Raw genomic sequence first — 18,655 nt, forward strand, 5'->3', positions numbered from 1 at the left:
TTACCATTGTCCCGCAGCGCGGATTCCCGCAGGCGGAGGCAGGATGTTTCGAGCAACCGGAGAAACCGGCAGGACAATGACTTCGCAGACCCGCCATCCGCCCTACCGCGGTGACATCGACGGCTTGCGGGCCATCGCTGTCCTGTCCGTCGTGCTCTACCATTTCGGCGTGCCGCTCGCCGGGGGCTTCACCGGGGTCGACATCTTCTTCGTCATCTCGGGCTTCCTGATCGGCGGCATCCTCTGGCGCGAATACGACGCCACGGGCCGGGTCCGGCTGAGGCACTTCTACCTGCGCCGGTTCCGCCGTCTTGCGCCCGCCTTCTTCACCATGCTGGCGGTCACCGCCGCCGCCGCCTGGGTGCTGATGCTGCCCTTCGAGTTCCGGGAGTTCGGCAAGACCGCCATCGCTTCCACCGTCTACCTGTCGAACGTGCTGTTCTTCCGGCAAACCGGCTATTTCGACGTGGCGGCCCACGACAAGCCCCTGCTGCACACATGGTCGCTGGCGGTGGAGGAACAGTTCTACATCTTCCTGCCGCTGCTGATCCTTGTGCTGGCGCGCTGGCGCTGGGGCCTTCTGGGGGCGCTGGTGGCGATCTGGGCGGTCTCGCTGGCGGCCTGCGTCCTGCTGACCCCGGCCTATCCGACCGCGACCTTCTTCCTCTTCCCGTTCCGCGCGTGGGAGCTTCTGAGCGGCGTGCTGCTGGCGATCTGGGGCCACCGCAGGCAGTCCGACTGGCAGGGCTGGACGCCCTTCGCGTGGATCGGCCTGTTGCTGGCGCTGGTCTCGGTGGTCTTCATCCCCGCAGGTCCGCTGTTCCCGGGGCTGCTGGCGATCCTGCCGGTGGCGGGCACCCTGATGCTGCTGTCGACAGGCAACGGGACACATGGCGTCAGCGCCATGCTGCGCCTGCCGGTGCTGCGCTTCTTCGGCCTGATCTCCTATTCGCTCTATCTCTGGCACTGGCCGGTCTTCGTGCTGTCCAGCTACCTGCGCGACGGCTATGCCCACCCCGCCGAGGCGGTGGTCTGGATGGCCCTGTCGGTGGCGCTGGCCTGGCTGTCGTGGCGGTTCGTCGAACAGCCCGTGCGCCGGGCCGAACGCCTGCCGGGCTGGGCGGTGCTGTTCGGGACGCTGGGCGCCTCTGCCGCCGCGCTGGCGTTCGGCGGTTACGTCTACCTCAAGGACGGGCTGCCGCAGCGCTTCGGGCCGGAGGCGGCGGTGCATATCGCGGCGTCCGGCGACTTCCTGCAGGATTTCAGCCGGTGCTACGTGGCCGACCAGCTGCCGCTCGACGGGCTGGAGGTCTGCCCGATCGGCCCGGACGGCCCGCCGAAGGTGCTGGTCTGGGGCGACAGCCACCTGCGCGCCTTCAAGGAGGGGCTGGACATGGCGGCGCACGAGGCCGGAGTGCCGGGGATCATCCTGTGGCGCGCGGGCTGTCCGCCGCTGATCGACATCCGCAAAGTCGAGACCGCCGCGACCCCGGCGCAGAACACCGCCTGCACGCAGGCCAACACCCAGATCAAGCAGAGCTTCGCGCGGCTGGGCAGCGTCGAGGCGGTGCTGCTGGTCGGGCGCTGGGGGTACTACGCCGAGGGCACGGGCAGCGGGCTGGACGCCGCGAACCGCATCGCCATCTACCCGACCACCGGCCCGGAAGAGGTGGGGGAGGCGCAGGCTTCGGTCGTGTCGCGCGCCGCCGAGGCCACGGTCGCGCATCTGGAACGCTACTTCGACCGCATCCTTGTCCTGAGGCAGCCGCCGGAGATCCCGCTTTACGACAGCCGCCGCGCGGCGCGGGAGGCGGCCCATGCCGGGCTGCCCTTCGCCGCCCCGCCGAGGACCGAGCCCGAGGTCGACCGCACCGCATTGGCGGATCGCGCGGCGCAGGCGGACCTGCCGTGGCAGGCGCTGGCGGCAGAGGGCCGGGTCGCGCTGATCGATCCCTGGCCGCGGTTCTGCGACGACACGCGCTGTTCGGCGGTGGTGGACGGCGTGGGCCAGTTCTTCGACAACAACCATGTGACCAACGCGGCCGCGCTGCGGGTGCGCGATCTTTTCGCCCCGCTCTTCGAGGGCCTCGCGTCGGAGGCGGCGCAGACCGGCGCCACCGAAGGATGACCCACTGGGAGGCTGAGTGGGACGCCGTGGTGATCGGCGCCGGCATCGGCGGCGGCACCATCGGCCGCGCGCTGGCGGAGGCCGGGCAGAAGGTGCTGTTCCTCGAAAAGGGGCTGGCCGACGTGCGCAGCGCCGAAAACGGCCTGTCGGAGATCTTCGTGCCGGAGGCGCGCGCGACCCGTGGCCTCTGGCCTGAGCCGCTGTCGGTCACGGTGGACGGTGTCGCGCAGGCGTTCTACGCGCCGCGGGGTGCGGGGCCGGGCGGGTCGTCGGTGTTTTACGCGGCGACGCTGGAACGGCCCGAACGCCATGACCTCGAGGATGTGCCGGGACGCCCGCATCCCACGGGCGGCTGGCCGCTGGGCTTCGACGCGCTGGCGCCTTTCTACGCGAAGGCGGCACAGATGTACCGCGTCTACGGCACGCCCGACCCGCTGTCGTCCGAGGTCCCCCTGCCGCTGCGCGCGGCGCCGGACCTCACGGGGGTGGAGGCGGCGATGATGGCGCGGTTCCGCAAGGCGGGGCTGCATCCCTACCACGCGCACACCGGGGTGGAGCGGCTGGAGGGCTGCGCCATGTGCCTTGGCCGCAAATGCCCGCGCGCCTGCAAGATGGACGGGCGTTCCGCCGGGGTGGAACCGGCGCTGGCCGCCGGGGCGCAGCTTCTGACCGGGGCGGAGGTCACGCGGCTGGTGATGGACGGCGCCCGGGTTGCGGGGGTGGAGGCACGGGTGGACGGCGAAACCCGCCGCTTCACCGCGCGGCGCTACGTGCTGGCGGCGGGGGCGCTCGGGTCGCCCGCGGTGCTGCTGCGCTCGGCCTGCGAGGGCTGGGCGGAGGGGGTCGCCAACCGCTCCGGCCTTGTGGGGCGCAACCTGATGTTCCACCTCAACGAGATGTTCGCGCTGTGGCCCGGGGTGGAGGGGGCGGCGACGAAGGCGATCTCGCTCCGCGATCTCTATCACCTCGAAGGGCAGCGGCTGGGCACGGTGCAGGCCATGGGCATCCGCGCGTCCTATGGCGAGACGGTGTTCTACCTGAACCGGATGCTGGCGGCGCGGGGTCTGTCCCGGCTGGCGCCGCTGTCCCGCCTGCCCGCTGCGCTGGCGCAGAAGCTGATGGGTTCGGCGCAGATCTTCGTCGGGCTGATGGAGGACCTGCCCTACCGGGAGAACCGGGTCGGTGCGGACGGCGCGGTGCATTACACCCTGCACGACGAACTGAAGGCGCGGCGGCAGGCGTTCCGCAAGGCGATCCGGCATGCCTTCCGCGGGCAGAGGCGGATGTTCCTCGGCTTTGCACCGGACCTGAACTGGGGGCATCCCTGCGGGACCTTGCGGTTCGGGACCGATCCGGCATCCTCCGTCCTGCGGCCCGACGGGCGGGCGCACGATGTCGACAACCTTTGGGTGGCGGATGCCTCCTTCATGCCGACGTCGATGGGGGTGAACCCGAGCCTGACAATCGCGGCCTTCGCGCTGCACGTGGCCGGGGGGATGGGAGCGGATGACTGACTTCACGCCGAAGGACGGATGCGTCGTGGTGACGGGCGCGGGTTCCGGCCTTGGCCGCGCGATGGCGGCGGCCTTCGCGGGCCGGGGATTCCGCGTGGTCGGCACCGGGCGGCGGGCGGAGGCGCTGGAAGAGACGGCGGGCCTGTGCGGGCCGGACTTCACCGCCCTGCCGATGGACGTGGCCGACTGGGGCGCTGTGCAGGCGGGCTTTGCCACGCTCGGGCCGGTGGCGGTGCTGGTCAACAACGCCGCTGTCTATCCCCGCCGGGACATCCTTGCCGAAAGCGGTGAGAGCTTTGCCGCGACCGTGGGTGTGAACCTCGGCGGGGTGGTGAACTGCACCCGCGCGGTTCTGGAGGACATGGCGCCGCGCGGGCGGGGGCGTATCCTGAACGTGGCGACCTTTGCCGACCTGAATCCGTTGCCCGCGTCCTCTGCCTACTCGGTGTCGAAGGGCGCGGCGCGGATCTTCACCCGCGCTTTGCTGGCCGATCTGGGCGACCGGCTGCCGGGGATCGTGGTGTCGGACTGGATGCCGGGGATGCTGGCGACGACCATGGGCATCCCGGATGGCGTGGCGCCCGAGGTTTCGGCCGAGTGGGGCGTGCGGCTGGCGCTGAAGGGGGATGTCTCCTACAGCGGATCGGTGTTCGAGATGGACCGCGAGATCCTGCCGCCCCGCGGGATGAAGGCGAAGGTCCGCGACATGGTCCTGATGCGGCGGCGGAGGCCCCGGGTGCTCTGACGCCTACTGCTGCGAAGGCAGCGGCGTTCCGGCGGGAACGCGCGGCGGGGCTTCTTCCGGGAAGCGGATGCGGTGTTCGCCCAGCCTCGGGTGCAGGTGGCCCGCGATGCGCCACGCGATGAGACTTGCGGCGCCGGCGGCGGCGAAGACGGCGGGCACCGGCGCGGCCAGCAGGATGACCCATGCGACGCCCGGCGTCAGGATGCCCGACACGTCGCGGAAGGACGAATAGATCGCCGACATTTCCGTGCGTTCGGAGGGCTTGACCGCCATGAGGAAGGGCAGGCCGCCGCAGATGTCGAGCAGGATCAGGAAGATGCTGGCCGAGAACAGCGCGGCGATGGCGATCCACGGCAGCGCGCCCGACAGGCCCGCGGCGAGGAACAGCAGCGTGCAGGCCATGAAGCCGGTGCGCACCGCGCCCCGGACCGACCGGGCCTGCACCCAGCGCAGCATCAGCGGCGAGGCGAAGAGCGCCATGTTGGTGGTGGAGGCGAGAACGCCGCCCAGCCGGTCGCCCAGCCCGTTCTCCACCGCGAAGATCGGCAGGTAGACGATGTAGACCCACCAGCCGCAGGACCGGATCACCGCGAAGAGCCAGCCGGAGATCAGGCGCGGCTGCTGCAGGAACCGCCCGAGGTAGGCCAGCGGGTTCGGCGTGGCGCGGCGGGCGCGGGTGATGAGCTTGCCGTTGCCGAGCCGCATGTAGAGGAAGACCGCCAGCATCGCCGCCGCCGCCAGCGCCGCGATGAGGAAGGGCGCGGGCCGCCAGACGGTCCAGAGGGTGACGCCGGTCACCGGCCCGATGGTCCAGCCCAGGGCGGAGTAGAACAGGCGCAACGTCTCGCACCGGCCGAGCTCGACCCGGGCGATGTAGTCCAGCACGTAGGCGTTGAAGCAGACGAAGCAGACCACCGTCGCGGAAGAGACGAGCACAAGCCCGGCGATCAGCGCCGCCGCCCCGCCGGTGGCCGCCAGCCCCGCGCCGGTGACGAAGGACAGCGCGCCCATGGCATAGACCACGCGGCGCGGGATGAAGCGGTTGACGAAGGGCACGAGCAGCCCGACCAGCAGCGAGACGAGGCCGATGGCGAAGTAGATTGCGCTGACCTCGCCGGCGTCCTGCAGCGCGTCGTAGAGCGCCACGGGAAAGACGGAGATCAGCATCCCCCGCGCCACCGCCTCGCACCCGGCGAGCGTGGCGAACCCCCTCACGGACGGGGCGGGGGCGTGGCGGAGCCATTCGGGGATGCGGCGTTCGAACATGGGGGCACTCGTCGTCTGGGCCTGCGGCCGGGCAGGGTCCTGTGCCGCGCACCTTGGCGCAGCGGCGGGCGGCGCTCTGCCCCGGGCGCGACCTCATGGTCTGAACGCGACACGGGGCGGGGTTTTCGGTGTCCGGGGCTGAGGGTGTGCCGCCATGTGGGTGCGGAGGGCGCGGGCCTTCGGGTCCGTCCTTTGCCGCTTGCGCTGATGGATATTTCTGTCCCGGGGGGCGGCGACGGCTGCGCCTTCAGTCCCCGAACAGGTCGGGTTTTGGTGCGGGCCTGCCGGCGCGCACCCAGTCGTAGACCCGGGCCACCTGCCGCGCCTTGGCGGACCAGAGGAAGTCGCGCTGCACGCGGGCGCGCGCTGCGGCGGCCATGGGGGCAAGCTGTTCCGGCGCCTCGGCCAGACGGGCCAATTTCCGGGCGAAACCGTCGACGATCTGCTCGCGCGCGCCGCAGGGCACCTTGAGGCCGGTCGCGTCGTCCACCAGCTCTCCGGGCCCGGCGTAGTCGACGATCAGCGGCACGACGCCCAGCGCCATCGCCTCCAGCACCACGCCGCCGCCGAATTCGCGGATCGAGGGGAAGGAGAGCAGGTGGCACGTGGCGAGGATGTCCTGCACCTGTTCGTGCGCCTGCCAGCCGTGGAAGGTGAGCGCCGCGCCGATGCCCAGCCGGTCGGCCTGCGCACGCAGGTCGGGCATCATCGGGCCGTCGCCGATGATGTCGAGCGTCATGCGGTCGTCGCGCAGCAGCGGGGCCGCGGCCTCCAGCAGCATGTCCGGGCCCTTGTAAGGCACGAGCCGTCCGACGAAGGCGGCGCGCAGCTTGCCGGGTTGCGGCGCCGCAATGCGCGAAAAGCGCGTGGGGTCGATGCCGTTCTCCGGCAGCCAGATCACGCGGTCCTGCAGGTGGTCGGGAACCTCCGACGCGGTGTGGCGCGACCCGGCGAGGATCGCGCTGGCGTTGGTCAGCGTGGCGCGGCGGCCCGGCAGCAGCTTGTAGGCGCCGCGCACGTAGGAGAGCCACTCCTTCTCGGCCCGGCGTTCGGCGTCGAACGCCTTTGGCCAGGGCACGCCGCCGTTCAGCGGCCCGAGGACAAAGGGCACGCCCGCGCGGCCACATTTGGCCGCCAGCGGAGAGGGCGAGGTCGGCGAAAGCGGCGTGATGCGGTGCACGATGTCATAGGCGCCGCGCCGGATGTCGTCGCCGAAGCGCCTCCAGATCAGCCGTTCGAAGTAGGGATAGGACAGCGCGTTGACCGCCTGCAGCGTGGTCCAGCCCTTTCCGCTGTCGAGGCGCAGCTTTTCCGCCAGCTTCCACATGGGGCGGGCGATGGCCTCGGAGTCGATGGCGGTGAAATCGGTGCCCTCGCGCATCCCGGCACGCAGGAAGGCGTCGCGGTTGCGGGTCTGGGTGACGATGTGGACATCGGCGACCTCGCGCAGGGCAGAGGCGAGCGACCAGCCGACAAGCGGCACGCTGACCCATTCGGGGTTGGCCGCCTCGGCCACGGCAAGAACGCGGGTCATCGGCTTTCCTTCGGCGCGCCGATGACCGGGCGCCAGCCGGGGGCGGGCGCGCCGGTCTGTTCTGGGTCGGCGGTTGAGATGTTCCGGCTGTCGGCGGATGCGGGCCTGAGGCGTTCGGCCCGCAGGCTTTCGGCATAGCCGGTGAGCGCCCCGACGATCAGCCATGTAAGCGGCGTCAGCGTGGCGTTGGGGATCATGTCGGCCAGGTTCGCCGCCAGCATCAGCGACAGCGGCCCGACAAGCGGCGAAACCTGCGACCGAGCAAGCCGCACTTCGCGCCCGATCAGGAGGAGCGGCAGCAGGATCAAGCCGAACTCGGCGGCGAAGCCCACCCAGCCGTAGACGCCGATGGTGATGATCCAGCGCCCGTCCGTGACGGTCAGGATGAAGCCGGTCACCGGGTCTAGGATGTGGTTGCGCCCCCAGCTTCCCCAGCCGAACAGCGGTTTCAGGTAGGCGCGGTCGAGCAGCGTGTTCTCGTTCGTGAAGCGGAACCGGAGGGAGGCGGCGCGGTCCGGGTCGATGGCGGCGGCGCGCGCCAGCAGCGTTTCCTCCGGGATCAGCGCCGCGCCCTTGAGCAGCGGGTAGGCCAGCGCCAGAACGCCGATCAGGATCGCGATGCGGACCTGCAGGCGCGCGGGCGCGAGGACGACCAGCGGCGCCAGCGCGATGAGGAAGATCATCGCGCCGAGGGACTTGGCAAGGACCAGCACCGTGGTCAGCCAGAGCGCGGCCAGCAGGAGCTTCGCCCCGTTCCGGCCCGCTGAAAATCGCCACAGGCCCCAGGCGGCGATCACTGCCATGAAGGTGTAAAACGCGACCCACAGCCCGTGGTACAGGAAGACCACCGGGCGGTATCCGCCGAAGCGCACGCTTTGCCCGAACTGGTGCTGGTAGAAGCCGTAGACCCAGAGGTTGAGCTGCGGCGAAAGCCGGATCTCGATCAGCATCAGGAACGAATAGACCAGCCCGCCGATCATCAGCGCCTTCAGAAGCTCGCGCTGGGCACCGCCGCTGGCAAGGAACTGGCGCGCCATGAGGAAGGGCAGGAGGAACAGGAACTGCTGGATGGTCAGCGCCAGGATGTCCTTGAGGCCCAGCCCCGGCAGGCCGACCTGCCCCCAGAACACTGGCTCGCCGTTCGTGAGGACGGTTACGGCGGGCGACAGGATGAAGATCAGCACCAGCGCCTTGCCCAGCAGGGAGAGCGGCAGCAGCGATCCCTGCGGCCCGTGGCGCCACATGGCGAGGGCAAAGGCCATCAGCGCCGGGATGTTGTGCTTCGACAGCGGGGGGGCGGCGGGAAAGTCGAAGACGGCGGGCGGTTCGGGCAGGAAGAGATAGCCGGCGAGGATCGACCAGATCAGCGCCCGGTCCGCGGGCAGCCGTCCGTAGAGCACCGCAACCACCAGCGGAAAGCTGGCGAGGGCAAGGAAGGCGATCGGATTGGGCATCGGGGCGCTGCGGGCCTTCGTGCTGCGGAACGGGTGCGCGGGCGGGCCGGTGCCCGCCTGATGGACCCCGGTGCCCGCCTGATAGCAGCGGCGTCGGGCAAAGTCGCGTCGGCAATGCGCCGATTGTAAGGAAAGCTGGGCGGGTTGTGCGGAACCGGTCACGCCGTTGCAAGGTTGGAAACATGGTCCGCGGGGTGCCATACTATCGCCGGATTGCCCGTGCAGGGCGGTTTCCTATCCCTTTTGGCATTTCCGGGAACAACACGTTGCGCATTGCCTACCTGACAGACATGCCGCCCGAGGACCGGAACATCTATTCCGGCGGCAACCGGCGAATCTTCGAGACGCTGGAACGCCATGTCGGCGAGGTTTCGGTCGTGCCGCAGGACTGGGGCCCTGCCGAGCCCGTGCGGCAGGCGATCCTGTCGACCTCGACCGGGATGAACATGCGGCTGCGCTGGCGCGCGCATTACGCGCTGCGCGGTGTCGTGGGACGGCGGGTGACGCGCTACCTCGAGGAGACCTCTCCCGACGTGGTCTTCGGTGCCTATGCGCTGCATGCGTTGTCGGGTGTGCGGGTGCCGGGGCAGGTGGTCAGCGCCTTTACCTCCGACGCGGTCCAGACGGTGTTCCGCTGTTCGGAGATCGGCGCGGCGCACGACCGGACGATGCCGCTGGCGCAGGTCATGGACGGCTGGGTCGAACGGCGCGAAGCCGATGTGCTGAGGCAGCTGGACCTCGGGCTCTGGCCGTCGGAGTGGCTGCGGACGGCGGTGGACGAACGCTATGGCCTGGCGCCGGGCGTGGGCAAATGCGTCGAATGGGGCGCCGGGATCGAGGCGCCGGAGTGGTCGGGGCCGAAGGCGCTGGACCCCAAGGGGACCGTGCGGCTGCTGGTGCTGGGCAGGGACTGGTTCACCAAGGGCGGGCCGCTGACCTTCGACACGCTGAACGTGCTGCGGGCGCAGGGCGTCGACGCGCATCTGACCGTGGTCGGCTGCGTCCCGCCCGACATGCACATCAACGAACACGTCACCGTGCGCGCCCACCTCGACAAGGCGGTGCCGGCAGAGCTTGCCCTGTTCGAAGCCGCGCTGCGGGAGGCGCACTTCATGGTGATGCCCTCCCACGAGAGCTATGGCTTTGCCTTCTGCGAGGCCTCGGCCTGGGGGATGCCCTCGCTCTGCCTGCGGGTCGGGGGCGTGCCGGTCCGGGACGGAGAGAACGGCTATGCCCTGCCGCCCGGTTCGGGGGCGGAGGATTTCGCCCGGCTCATCCGCGAACACCTTGCCGCGCCGGAGCGCTACACGGCGCTCAGCCGCACCTCCCGCACGATCTACGAGACCCGGCTGAACTGGGACGCATGGGGAAAACGCGTGAAAATTCTGCTGGAAGAGGCCGTCGCGATGAAACGCAGGGACCCTCAGCGGCGTTCGGCCTGACACGACGGGCAACGCGGTGGAGACTCGGGTCGATCCGTGGTAGCGCCGGATTAACCCGATACACGCAAGGGATTCGTTCATGAGTGGCCTCACCGAAGCAGGCGCGCAACTGCGCGAAGACCTGAGCACGCAACACGGTGTTTCCCGCGAGGCGGTGCAGACGCTGATGGAGGCGGTCCTGCGCGGCGGCGGCACACAGGCGCAATTCGACATTCCTGAGCTGGGCGGCATGGGCCAGTGGTCCTGGGGCGGCATGACCATGGTCGGCGACATGTTCAACAACGGTCTGAAGGCGCAGGTCGATGCGCTGTGCACGGAGATCGCGCAGGTCGCGTCGCGCACCCCGTTGTTCGAGCGCAGCGCGCCGAAGGCCGGCACACAGACAGGCGGTCAGTTCCAGTCGCAGGGGCTGGGCCGGTCCGGCGGCATGAGCATGGGCCTTGGCGGGGCGTCGGGCTGGTGGCCGGAAGGCCTGGGTCAGCCCGCCAGCCAGGGCTCGCAGAACGACCTGAGCTACGCGATCTTCCCCGACAAGCACCGGCTGGCGATCAACCTTGCCGGGCGGGTGACGGTCTATGACACCGGCAACCACGAGATCGGCGGCATCAGCCAGCAGCAGGGCAGTTCCGCAAGCTGGACCTTCACCAGCCAGTACGGCACCGTCGACCTGCGCAGCCTGAAGGAGGTCCGCGAGGACCCGGAGGATGCGCCCGCCCCCGATGAGGACACCACAGAAACGGCGGACCGGGACGCACCGGAGGCCGCACCCGACCTCGACGACGGATCTTCGGGCGACAGCACATGGGGGCCGGTGGCGCTGGACGACCACGAGCCGTCCCTCGTGGCCGAATCCTCGCAGGTTCCGCAACTGCCGGAGGCCTCCCGCCCGCCGGAGTTCGCACCGCCCAAGCCGTCCCCGACAGCCGAGGAGCCGCAGGCGCGCGAACCGGCATGGTCGGCACCGGCTGCGCCAGAGCCGGAGAACGATCCTTTCGCGCAGCCCCGGCCGGAGCCGGAGGCGCCCTCGATCTATTCCGGGGCGCGGGTGCTGAACTCTGCCGACGAGATCTTTGCCGCGCTGGAGAAGCTGGGTGCCCTGCGGGACATCCACATCCTGTCCGACGAGGAATTCGAGGCGAAGAAGGCGGAGCTTCTGTCGCGGCTCTGACGCCGTCCTGCCTTCAGTCGAAGATCGCCCCTTCGCGTTCGGTGTCGAGCGCGCAGAACCTGTTGCCCGACGACGGGTTCAGCCAGCAGCGCCAGGCGTTGCCCTCGATCCCCTGCGCCGCCGCCACCCGCTCCATCGCATCGCGCAAGGCCCTGGTGGAGAACTTGGCGATGAACAGGCTTTCGGTGTTCGTCTCCGCGCCGTTGAGCTTCGGCCCGCTGCTCGTTTCTTCGACCACGGTTCGCGCGCCGGAGGGCCAGGTGAAGGTGAAGACCTCGCTGAGGCCCTGCTGGGTGCGGGTCAGCGTGCAGGGGTCCTGATCGCGCAGATCGCCGTCCCGCAGCACAAGGCAGAGCGCGCGGGCCGTGGTGCTGGCCGGTGCGCCGCCGCCGGTGTCCTCCGGCGTCCAGTCGTCGCGCCGGGCGAGGGCGGGCAGGGGCGTTTCCGGCGCGGCGAACCACGCGTAGGGCATGTTCATGAAGATATCGAGCGTCCCCTCCATGATCCGGGTGGGATGGTCGTCCACCGACAGCGGCTGCCATCCAAAGGAACAGGGCACCTCGCCGGGATAGCGGTAGGTGGCATCGACGCTCACGTAGATATAGGGCACGTCGGGCTCGGCCTTGTAGAGCTCGATATCGTCAGGCTTCAGCTCCGGCTCGAGGGGCGCGGCGGCGCCGGCGGCCTTCGGCGCGGCGCGGTTCATGTTGTTGCACATGGTGGCGACGTGGTCGCGCGTCAGCTCTTCCGGCGCCTTCACCGGCGCGACCTGTATGTGCCAGGCGGCCGACTGACCGACCGTTTCGAGGTAGGTCATGCTGTCCGGCGGCGTGGTCAGGATGATGCTCATCAGCGCGTCGGTGATGTAGATCTTCTCCTTGAGCTGCTGCAACTGGCCAATCCCGGCCAGCGCGACGCCGTAGGCGCGGCTGACCGTCTCGGCGGTGTAGTTGCCGTCCTCGACCGTCAGTGACGGCGAGTGGAAGCCGAGCCGCGCGGTCGGATGCAGGATGCGCATGGTCTGCCGGTCGGTGCCCGCGTCGGCGTAGTAGGTGTTCACCGCGCCGCCCAGGAAGGCCACCGCGCAGGCGCTTTCGCAGCGGGTGTCGCGCGGGACGGCGGTGATCGTCTTGCTGTCGGTAAAGAAATGCGCCAGCCGGATGCCCTCTGCCAGCGAGCCGCCGGGACTGTCGAGGCACATGGTCAGGGAATAGGACTCCGCGGGTTCGCCGTCCTCTGCGGCCAAGTCGCTGATCCGGGCGCGGATGACGGCAGCGGCCTTGTCGGTGTCGCCCGGCGCGATGATCCCCCGGAGGGTCACGTCGCAGCCCATCACCGGGTCGCCCCCGTCGATGATGTCGGCGGCAAGGGCGGGGGTGCCCAGAAGTATGAGGGCCAAGGCAAGGCGCATTCGGACGTCCTTTCAACGAGATAGGTAGAACCTTACCTGCGCGGTCGGGAAGGTCAACTTGATCCGCGTGCGCTTTTCTGGCCTTAATCCGGTGCGCCAACTGGCCCTATCGCGGGCCGGGGTCGCTGGCTAGATTGGCGCGCAAAGCCCGGGCGGACCAGCCGCCGGGAACCGCATGTCCGGGGAGACACTCCATGAAAATGACCACCGAAGAAGCCTTCGTGAAGGTGCTGCAGCGCCACGGGATCGAACATGCCTTCGGCATCATCGGCTCGGCCTTCATGCCGATTTCCGACCTCTTCCCGCAGGCGGGCATCATGTTCTGGGACTGCGCGCACGAAGGGTCGGGCGGGATGATGGCCGACGGCTACACCCGCGCCTCGGGGAAGATGTCGATGATGATCGCGCAGAACGGCCCCGGCATCACCAACTTCGTCACCGCGGTGAAGACCGCCTACTGGAACCACACGCCGCTGCTGCTGGTGACGCCGCAGGCCGCCAACAAGACCATCGGGCAGGGCGGTTTCCAGGAGGTGGAGCAGATGGCGCTGTTCCGGGACATGGTCGCCTACCAGGAAGAGGTGCGCGATCCTTCGCGCGTGGCAGAGGTGCTGACGCGCGTGATCTCGAAGGCGAAGCAGGCGAGCGCACCGGCGCAGATCAACATGCCGCGCGACTTCTGGACCCAGATCGTCGACATCGAGATCCCGGAACCGGTCGAGTTCGAACGTTCCTCGGGCGGGGAGACCTCTGTCGCGGCAGCGGCCGAGCTTTTGTCGAACGCCAAGGCGCCGGTGATCCTGAACGGCGCGGGCGTGGTGCTGTCGAAGGGCGGCATCGCGGCGTCGATGGCACTGGCGGAGCGGCTCGATGCGCCGGTCTGCGTGGGCTACCAGCACAACGACGCCTTCCCCGGATCGCATCCGCTGTTTGCCGGGCCTCTGGGGTACAACGGGTCGAAGGCCGGGATGGAGCTGATCAGGGATGCCGACGTGGTGCTGTGCCTCGGGACGCGGCTGAACCCGTTCTCGACCCTGCCGGGTTATGGCATGGACTACTGGCCCAAGGACGCGAAGATCATCCAGGTGGACATCAACCCCGACCGCATCGGCCTGACCAAGAAGGTGTCGGTCGGCATCGTCGGGGATGCGGCCAAGGTGGCCACCGGCATCCTGCGGCAACTGGCGCCGGACGCCGGGGACGAGGGCCGCGATGCCCGCAAGGCGAAGATCGCCGAGACGAAGTCGAAGTGGGCGCAGCAGTTGTCCTCCATGGATCACGAGGACGACGATCCGGGCACCACGTGGAACGAGCGCGCCCGCGCCGACAAGCCCGACTGGATGAGCCCCCGCATGGCGTGGCGCGCGATCCAGTCCGCGCTGCCCAAGGATGCGATCATTTCCAGCGACATCGGCAACAACTGCGCCATCGGCAATGCCTACCCGTCCTTCGACGAGGGGCGGAAGTACCTGGCGCCCGGCCTGTTCGGCCCCTGCGGCTACGGCCTGCCGGCGATCATCGGCGCCAAGATCGGCTGCCCGGACGTGCCGGTGGTGGGCTTTGCCGGGGACGGTGCCTTCGGCATCTCGGTCACGGAACTGACGGCCATCGGCCGCAAGGAGTGGCCCGCCATCACGCATATCGTCTTCCGCAACTACCAGTGGGGTGCGGAAAAGCGGAATTCGACGCTCTGGTACGACGACAACTTCGTCGGCACCGAACTGGACGAGAAGGTGAGCTATGCCGGGATCGCGCAGGCCTGCGGGCTGAAGGGCGTCGTGGCGCGCAGCATGGACGAACTGCGCGAGGCGCTGACCGAGGCCTGCCGCGCGCAGATGGAAGACGGCGTGACCACGCTGATCGAGGCGATGATCAACCAGGAACTGGGCGAACCCTTCCGCCGCGATGCGATGAAGAAGCCCAATGTCGTGGCGGGCATCGACCCGGCGGACATGCGGCGCCAGCCGGGCCATGGCTGAACCGTCGGGAAGGGCGGCGTGCCGTGGCGTGCCGCCCGGTGTCGAAGGGCGTGAGGGCGCTGGCCTTGTGTCAGCCCATCGCGATGCAGAGCGCGGTGGCGGCGACGATGTCCTCCACCCGGGCGCCGCGGCTCAGGTCGCAGACCGGCCTGCGGAAGCCCTGGAGCATCGGCCCGATGGCCTGCGCCCCGGCCAGTTCCTGCGCCAGCTTGTAGGCGATGTTGCCCGCGTCGAGCGAGGGGAAGACCAGCGTGTTGGCATCGCCCGGGCCCATCCCCTTCTGCGCGGCGATGACCGGGTTCAGCGCGGCGTCGGCCTGGATCGGCCCGTCGAAGCCCGTCCGCTCGGCGGCGGCGCGCACCGCGTCGACGGACGGCCCGGCCCCGCTGGTTCCGGTGGAGAACGACAGAAGCGCAACCCGCGCCTCCCCCAGCAGCGCCGTTGCGGATCGGGCAGAGGCCTGCGCGATGGCGGCCAGCCCCTCGGCGTCGGGGGCCACGTTCACGGCGCAATCGGCAAAGATCACCTCCCGCCCGTCGGGAAAGACCATCAGGAAGAAGCTGGACGGGATCGCCACGCCCTCCGCCAGCCCGATGGCGATGGAGGCTGCCTCGATCACCCGGCGGGTCGGGTTGGCGACACCGGCGACCATGGCCTCGGCCTCGCCCGCGGCGACCATCGCGGCGGCGCGGAACAGCGGGCGCGCCAGCATCCTGCGTCCGATCGGCTCCGTCACCCCGCGCGCGCCGGTCAGGGCGGCCACCTGCGCCTCTGTCGGCGTGTCGGGCAGGGCCACCGGCACCGCCAGCCCTTCGGCCTGAAGGCGGGCACAGGCCGCGTCGACGCGCGGCTCTCCCGCCTCGGGAAAGACCACGCGGGCCTGCCGGGCGCGGGCCGTGTCGAATGCCTGTTCCAGAACCGCCATGCCACCCCCGCCATCGCTGCGCGGCAGACTTTGGCCGCGCGGCGGGCGAAGATCAACCGGCCCGTGCCTGCCGCTGTCGCCCGCGAACGGCGTTCCGGAACCGGCGCGCAATCCGCCGCCTCTGTCCCCTCTTGGCCGAGTTTCGCGGAACCGCGGACCGGAAGCTTGCGGTCCGGTGGAATTGATCTACCAATGATGCAGACGTGCCCCCGGGTCCCCCGAGAAGCGGCACGGTGACAGGGAGGCCGGATGGGAGAGCCACGGGTCGATACAGCGCCGCGGATCTCGGACGAGGTCCGCAAGACGACGTGCTACATGTGCGCCTGCCGCTGCGGGATCAACGTGCACATGAAGTCCGGCAAGGTGGCCTATATCGAGGGCAACCGCGACCATCCCATCAACAAGGGCGTGCTCTGCGCGAAGGGCAGCGCCGGGATCATGCAGCACAATTCGCCCGCCCGGCTCAGGGCGCCCCTGCGGCGCACGGGCCCGCGCGGGTCGGGCGAATTCGAGGAGATCACCTGGGAAGAGGCGCTCGAGACGGCGGTCTCCTGGCTGAAACCCCTGCGCGAGACGGCGCCGGAGAAGCTCGCCTTCTTCACCGGGCGCGACCAGTCGCAAAGTTTCACCGGCTGGTGGGCGCAGCAATACGGCACCCCCAACTTCGCGGCGCACGGCGGCTTCTGCTCCGTCAACATGGCGGCGGCCGGCATCTACACCATGGGCGGCGCCTTCTGGGAGTTCGGCACCCCCGACTGGGAGCACGCGAAGCTCTTCGTGCTGTTCGGCGTGGCCGAGGACCACGACAGCAACCCGATCAAGATGGGCATCGGCAGGCTGAAGGCGCGGGGCGCGAAGATCATCGGCGTGAACCCGGTGCGCTCCGGTTACAACGCGGTGGCGGACGACTGGGTGGGGATCACGCCGGGGACCGACGGCCTCCTGATCCTCAGCCTCGTGCACTGCCTGCTGAAGGCCGGGCGCATCGACCTCGACTACCTGTCGCGCTTCACCGATGCGCCGGTCCTGCTGGACGGCGATCCGAAGTCCGACACCCACGGGCTGTTCCTACGCGACGAGGACGGCAAGCCGCTGGTCGTCGACCGGCGGACCGGCAGGCCCGTTGCCTTCGACACGCCCGGCATCCGGCCCGATCTGGCCGGCCACATCCGCCGCGCCGGCGTCACCCATGTCACGGTGATGTCCGGGCTGGCGGAAACCTACCTGTCGGACACCTACACGCCGGAGGCCGTGGCCGACCGCTGCGGCCTGAAGCCTGCCCGGATCCGCGCCCTGGCGGCAGAGATCGCCCGCGCCGCCTTCGACGATCCGGTGGTGCTGGATCGCCCGTGGACCGATTTCCGGGGCGAGCGGCACGCGCAGATGGTGGGCCGCCCGGTGGCCTTCCACGCCATGCGCGGCATCTCCGCCCATTCCAACGGCTTCCAGACCTGCCGCGCCCTGCACCTGCTGCAGATCCTGATCGGCGCGGTGGAAACTCCCGGCGGCATGCGGTTCAAGCCGCCCTATCCGAAACCGGCCACCGCCCACCCGAAACCGCACGCCGAGGCGGTGCCGGGCCAGCCGCTGAAGGGGTCGCACCTCGGCTATCCGCAGGGGCCCGCCGACCTCGCGCTGGGGCCTGACGGCGCGGCGCTCCGGATCGACAAGGCGTTTACCTGGGAAAACCCGCTGTCTGCCCACGGCCTGATGCACATGGTCATCTCCAACGCGGTCGCAGGCGATCCCTACCGCATCGACACGCTGTTCCTCTACATGGCGAACATGGCGTGGAACTCCTCCATGAACACCAGGGGCGTCATGGAGATGCTGACCCGCACCGACGACAGCGGCGACTACGTCATCCCGCGCATCATCTACTCCGACGCCTATTCGTCCGAAATGGTGGCCTACGCCGACCTGGTCCTGCCCGACACCACCTACCTCGAACGGCACGACTGCATCTCGCTGCTCGACCGCCCGATCTCCGAACCCGGCGCCGCCGCCGACGCGATCCGCTGGCCGGTGGTGGAGCCCGACCGCGACGTGCGCGGCTTCCAGTCGGTGCTGCTGGACCTCGGCGCGCGGCTGGGCCTGCCGGGCATGGTGGACGGCGACGGCGCGCCGCTCTACGCCGATTACGCCGACTACATGATCAACCACGAACGCAAGCCCGGCATCGGCCCGCTCTCCGGCTGGCGGCTGGGCAAACACGGGCTGCAACACGGGCGCGGTGACCCGAACGGCGGGCAGATCGAAAGCTACATCGCCAACGGCGGCTTTCACGCCATGCACATCCCCGCGGATGCACAGTACTTCAAGCCGTGGAACATGGTCTATCAGGACTGGGCGGTGGAACACGGTCTGATGGACGCGCCCACGCCCTACCTCTTCACCCTCTACGCCGAACCGCTGCGCCGCTTCCAGATGGCGGCCGAGGGCAAGGGCGACCACCAGCCGCCCGACCACCTGCGCGACCGGATCAGGGACTGCCTGACGCCGCTTCCCGTCTGGTACCCGCCCTCCGACGGCGCGACCGATGAGGACTTCCCGATCCACGCGCTGACCCAAAGACCCATGGCGATGTACCACTCCTGGGGCAGCCAGAACGCATGGCTGCGCCAGATCCACGGCCACAACCCGCTCTACGTGCCGACCGCCCTCATGCAGGCGCACGACCTGCGCGACGGCGACTGGGTGCGCGTCACCTCCCCGCACGGAGAGATCACCGTCCCGGTGCTGGAGATGGCCGCGCTCAACCCGCATACCGTCTGGACGTGGAACGCCATCGGCAAGCGCAAGGGCGCCTGGGCGCTCGACCCGGACGCGCCCGAGGCGACAAGGGGCTACCTGCTCAACCACCTGATCCACGAACTGCTGCCCCCCAAAGGCGACGGCCTCCGCTGGTCGAACTCCGACCCGGTCACCGGTCAGGCTGCATGGTTCGACCTGCGCGTCCGCATCGCAAAGGCCACCCCCCCGCAGGAGGCACGCCCGCAGACCGGCCGGCAGGCCAGCCCCGTCCCGCAGCCCCCGGACAGCCTCCGCTGGCAGGTAAGGGACTGACCGCATGTTTCTCTGCTTCCCAA

At 69.7% G+C, this 18,655-nt stretch carries 12 protein-coding genes; 7 read left to right on the plus strand and 5 right to left on the minus strand.

Features of this window, described 5'->3' with window-relative positions:
• Window positions 1–76: 76 nt before the first annotated feature.
• Genes QNI11_RS22045 through QNI11_RS22055 form a run of 3 tightly spaced genes read left to right on the plus strand, consistent with a single transcriptional unit; the run spans window position 77 to window position 4,387 of the window.
• Entirely contained in the window at window positions 77–2,128 is a 2,052-nt protein-coding gene (locus QNI11_RS22045) for an acyltransferase family protein (RefSeq protein ID WP_283981788.1), read from the plus strand.
• Window positions 2,125–3,642, plus strand: a complete 1,518-nt coding sequence (locus QNI11_RS22050; protein ID WP_283981789.1) for a GMC oxidoreductase — start codon at window positions 2,125–2,127, stop codon at window positions 3,640–3,642. The genes QNI11_RS22045 and QNI11_RS22050 overlap by 4 nt, the downstream gene beginning before the upstream one ends.
• Window positions 3,635–4,387 (plus strand): SDR family oxidoreductase, encoded by a 753-nt coding sequence (locus tag QNI11_RS22055; protein ID WP_283981790.1) that lies wholly within the window; start codon window positions 3,635–3,637, stop codon window positions 4,385–4,387. The genes QNI11_RS22050 and QNI11_RS22055 overlap by 8 nt, the downstream gene beginning before the upstream one ends.
• A 3-nt stretch (window positions 4,388–4,390) precedes the next feature.
• Here QNI11_RS22055 and QNI11_RS22060 read toward each other — a convergent pair whose 3' ends face one another.
• The 3 genes from QNI11_RS22060 to QNI11_RS22070 form a co-directional block, all read right to left on the minus strand.
• Entirely contained in the window at window positions 4,391–5,653 is a 1,263-nt protein-coding gene (locus QNI11_RS22060) for an MFS transporter (protein ID WP_100928805.1), read from the minus strand.
• 247 nt (window positions 5,654–5,900) lie between these two features.
• Window positions 5,901–7,187 (minus strand): glycosyltransferase family 4 protein, encoded by a 1,287-nt coding sequence (locus QNI11_RS22065; RefSeq protein ID WP_283981792.1) that lies wholly within the window; start codon window positions 7,185–7,187, stop codon window positions 5,901–5,903.
• A complete protein-coding gene (locus QNI11_RS22070) occupies window positions 7,184–8,641 on the minus strand; it encodes a hypothetical protein (RefSeq protein ID WP_283981793.1) in 1,458 nt (485 codons plus the stop codon). The genes QNI11_RS22065 and QNI11_RS22070 overlap by 4 nt, the downstream gene beginning before the upstream one ends.
• A 266-nt stretch (window positions 8,642–8,907) precedes the next feature.
• Here QNI11_RS22070 and QNI11_RS22075 point away from each other — a divergent pair, with 266 nt between their 5' ends.
• Window positions 8,908–10,083, plus strand: a complete 1,176-nt coding sequence (locus QNI11_RS22075; protein ID WP_283981794.1) for a glycosyltransferase family 4 protein — start codon at window positions 8,908–8,910, stop codon at window positions 10,081–10,083.
• A 79-nt stretch (window positions 10,084–10,162) separates the two neighbouring features.
• Entirely contained in the window at window positions 10,163–11,251 is a 1,089-nt protein-coding gene (locus tag QNI11_RS22080; protein ID WP_283981795.1) for an SHOCT domain-containing protein, read from the plus strand.
• 13 nt (window positions 11,252–11,264) lie between these two features.
• Here QNI11_RS22080 and QNI11_RS22085 read toward each other — a convergent pair whose 3' ends face one another.
• Window positions 11,265–12,662, minus strand: coding sequence for a hypothetical protein (locus QNI11_RS22085; RefSeq protein ID WP_283981796.1), 1,398 nt, complete (start codon window positions 12,660–12,662; stop codon window positions 11,265–11,267).
• A gap of 194 nt (window positions 12,663–12,856) precedes the next feature.
• Here QNI11_RS22085 and xsc point away from each other — a divergent pair, with 194 nt between their 5' ends.
• Entirely contained in the window at window positions 12,857–14,641 is a 1,785-nt protein-coding gene (gene xsc, locus QNI11_RS22090) for a sulfoacetaldehyde acetyltransferase (protein WP_283981797.1), read from the plus strand.
• 70 nt (window positions 14,642–14,711) lie between these two features.
• Here the strand turns inward: xsc and QNI11_RS22095 are convergent, their stop codons facing one another.
• Complete coding sequence (locus QNI11_RS22095) at window positions 14,712–15,566, minus strand: phosphate acyltransferase (protein WP_283981798.1); 855 nt, start codon at window positions 15,564–15,566, stop codon at window positions 14,712–14,714.
• A 249-nt stretch (window positions 15,567–15,815) separates the two neighbouring features.
• On the opposite strand from QNI11_RS22095, the gene QNI11_RS22100 reads away from it, so the two are divergent.
• Complete coding sequence (locus tag QNI11_RS22100) at window positions 15,816–18,632, plus strand: molybdopterin oxidoreductase family protein (protein ID WP_283981799.1); 2,817 nt, start codon at window positions 15,816–15,818, stop codon at window positions 18,630–18,632.
• Window positions 18,633–18,655: the final 23 nt, after the last annotated feature.

The organism is Sagittula sp. MA-2 (assembly GCF_030126985.1).
Lineage (GTDB): Bacteria > Pseudomonadota > Alphaproteobacteria > Rhodobacterales > Rhodobacteraceae > Sagittula.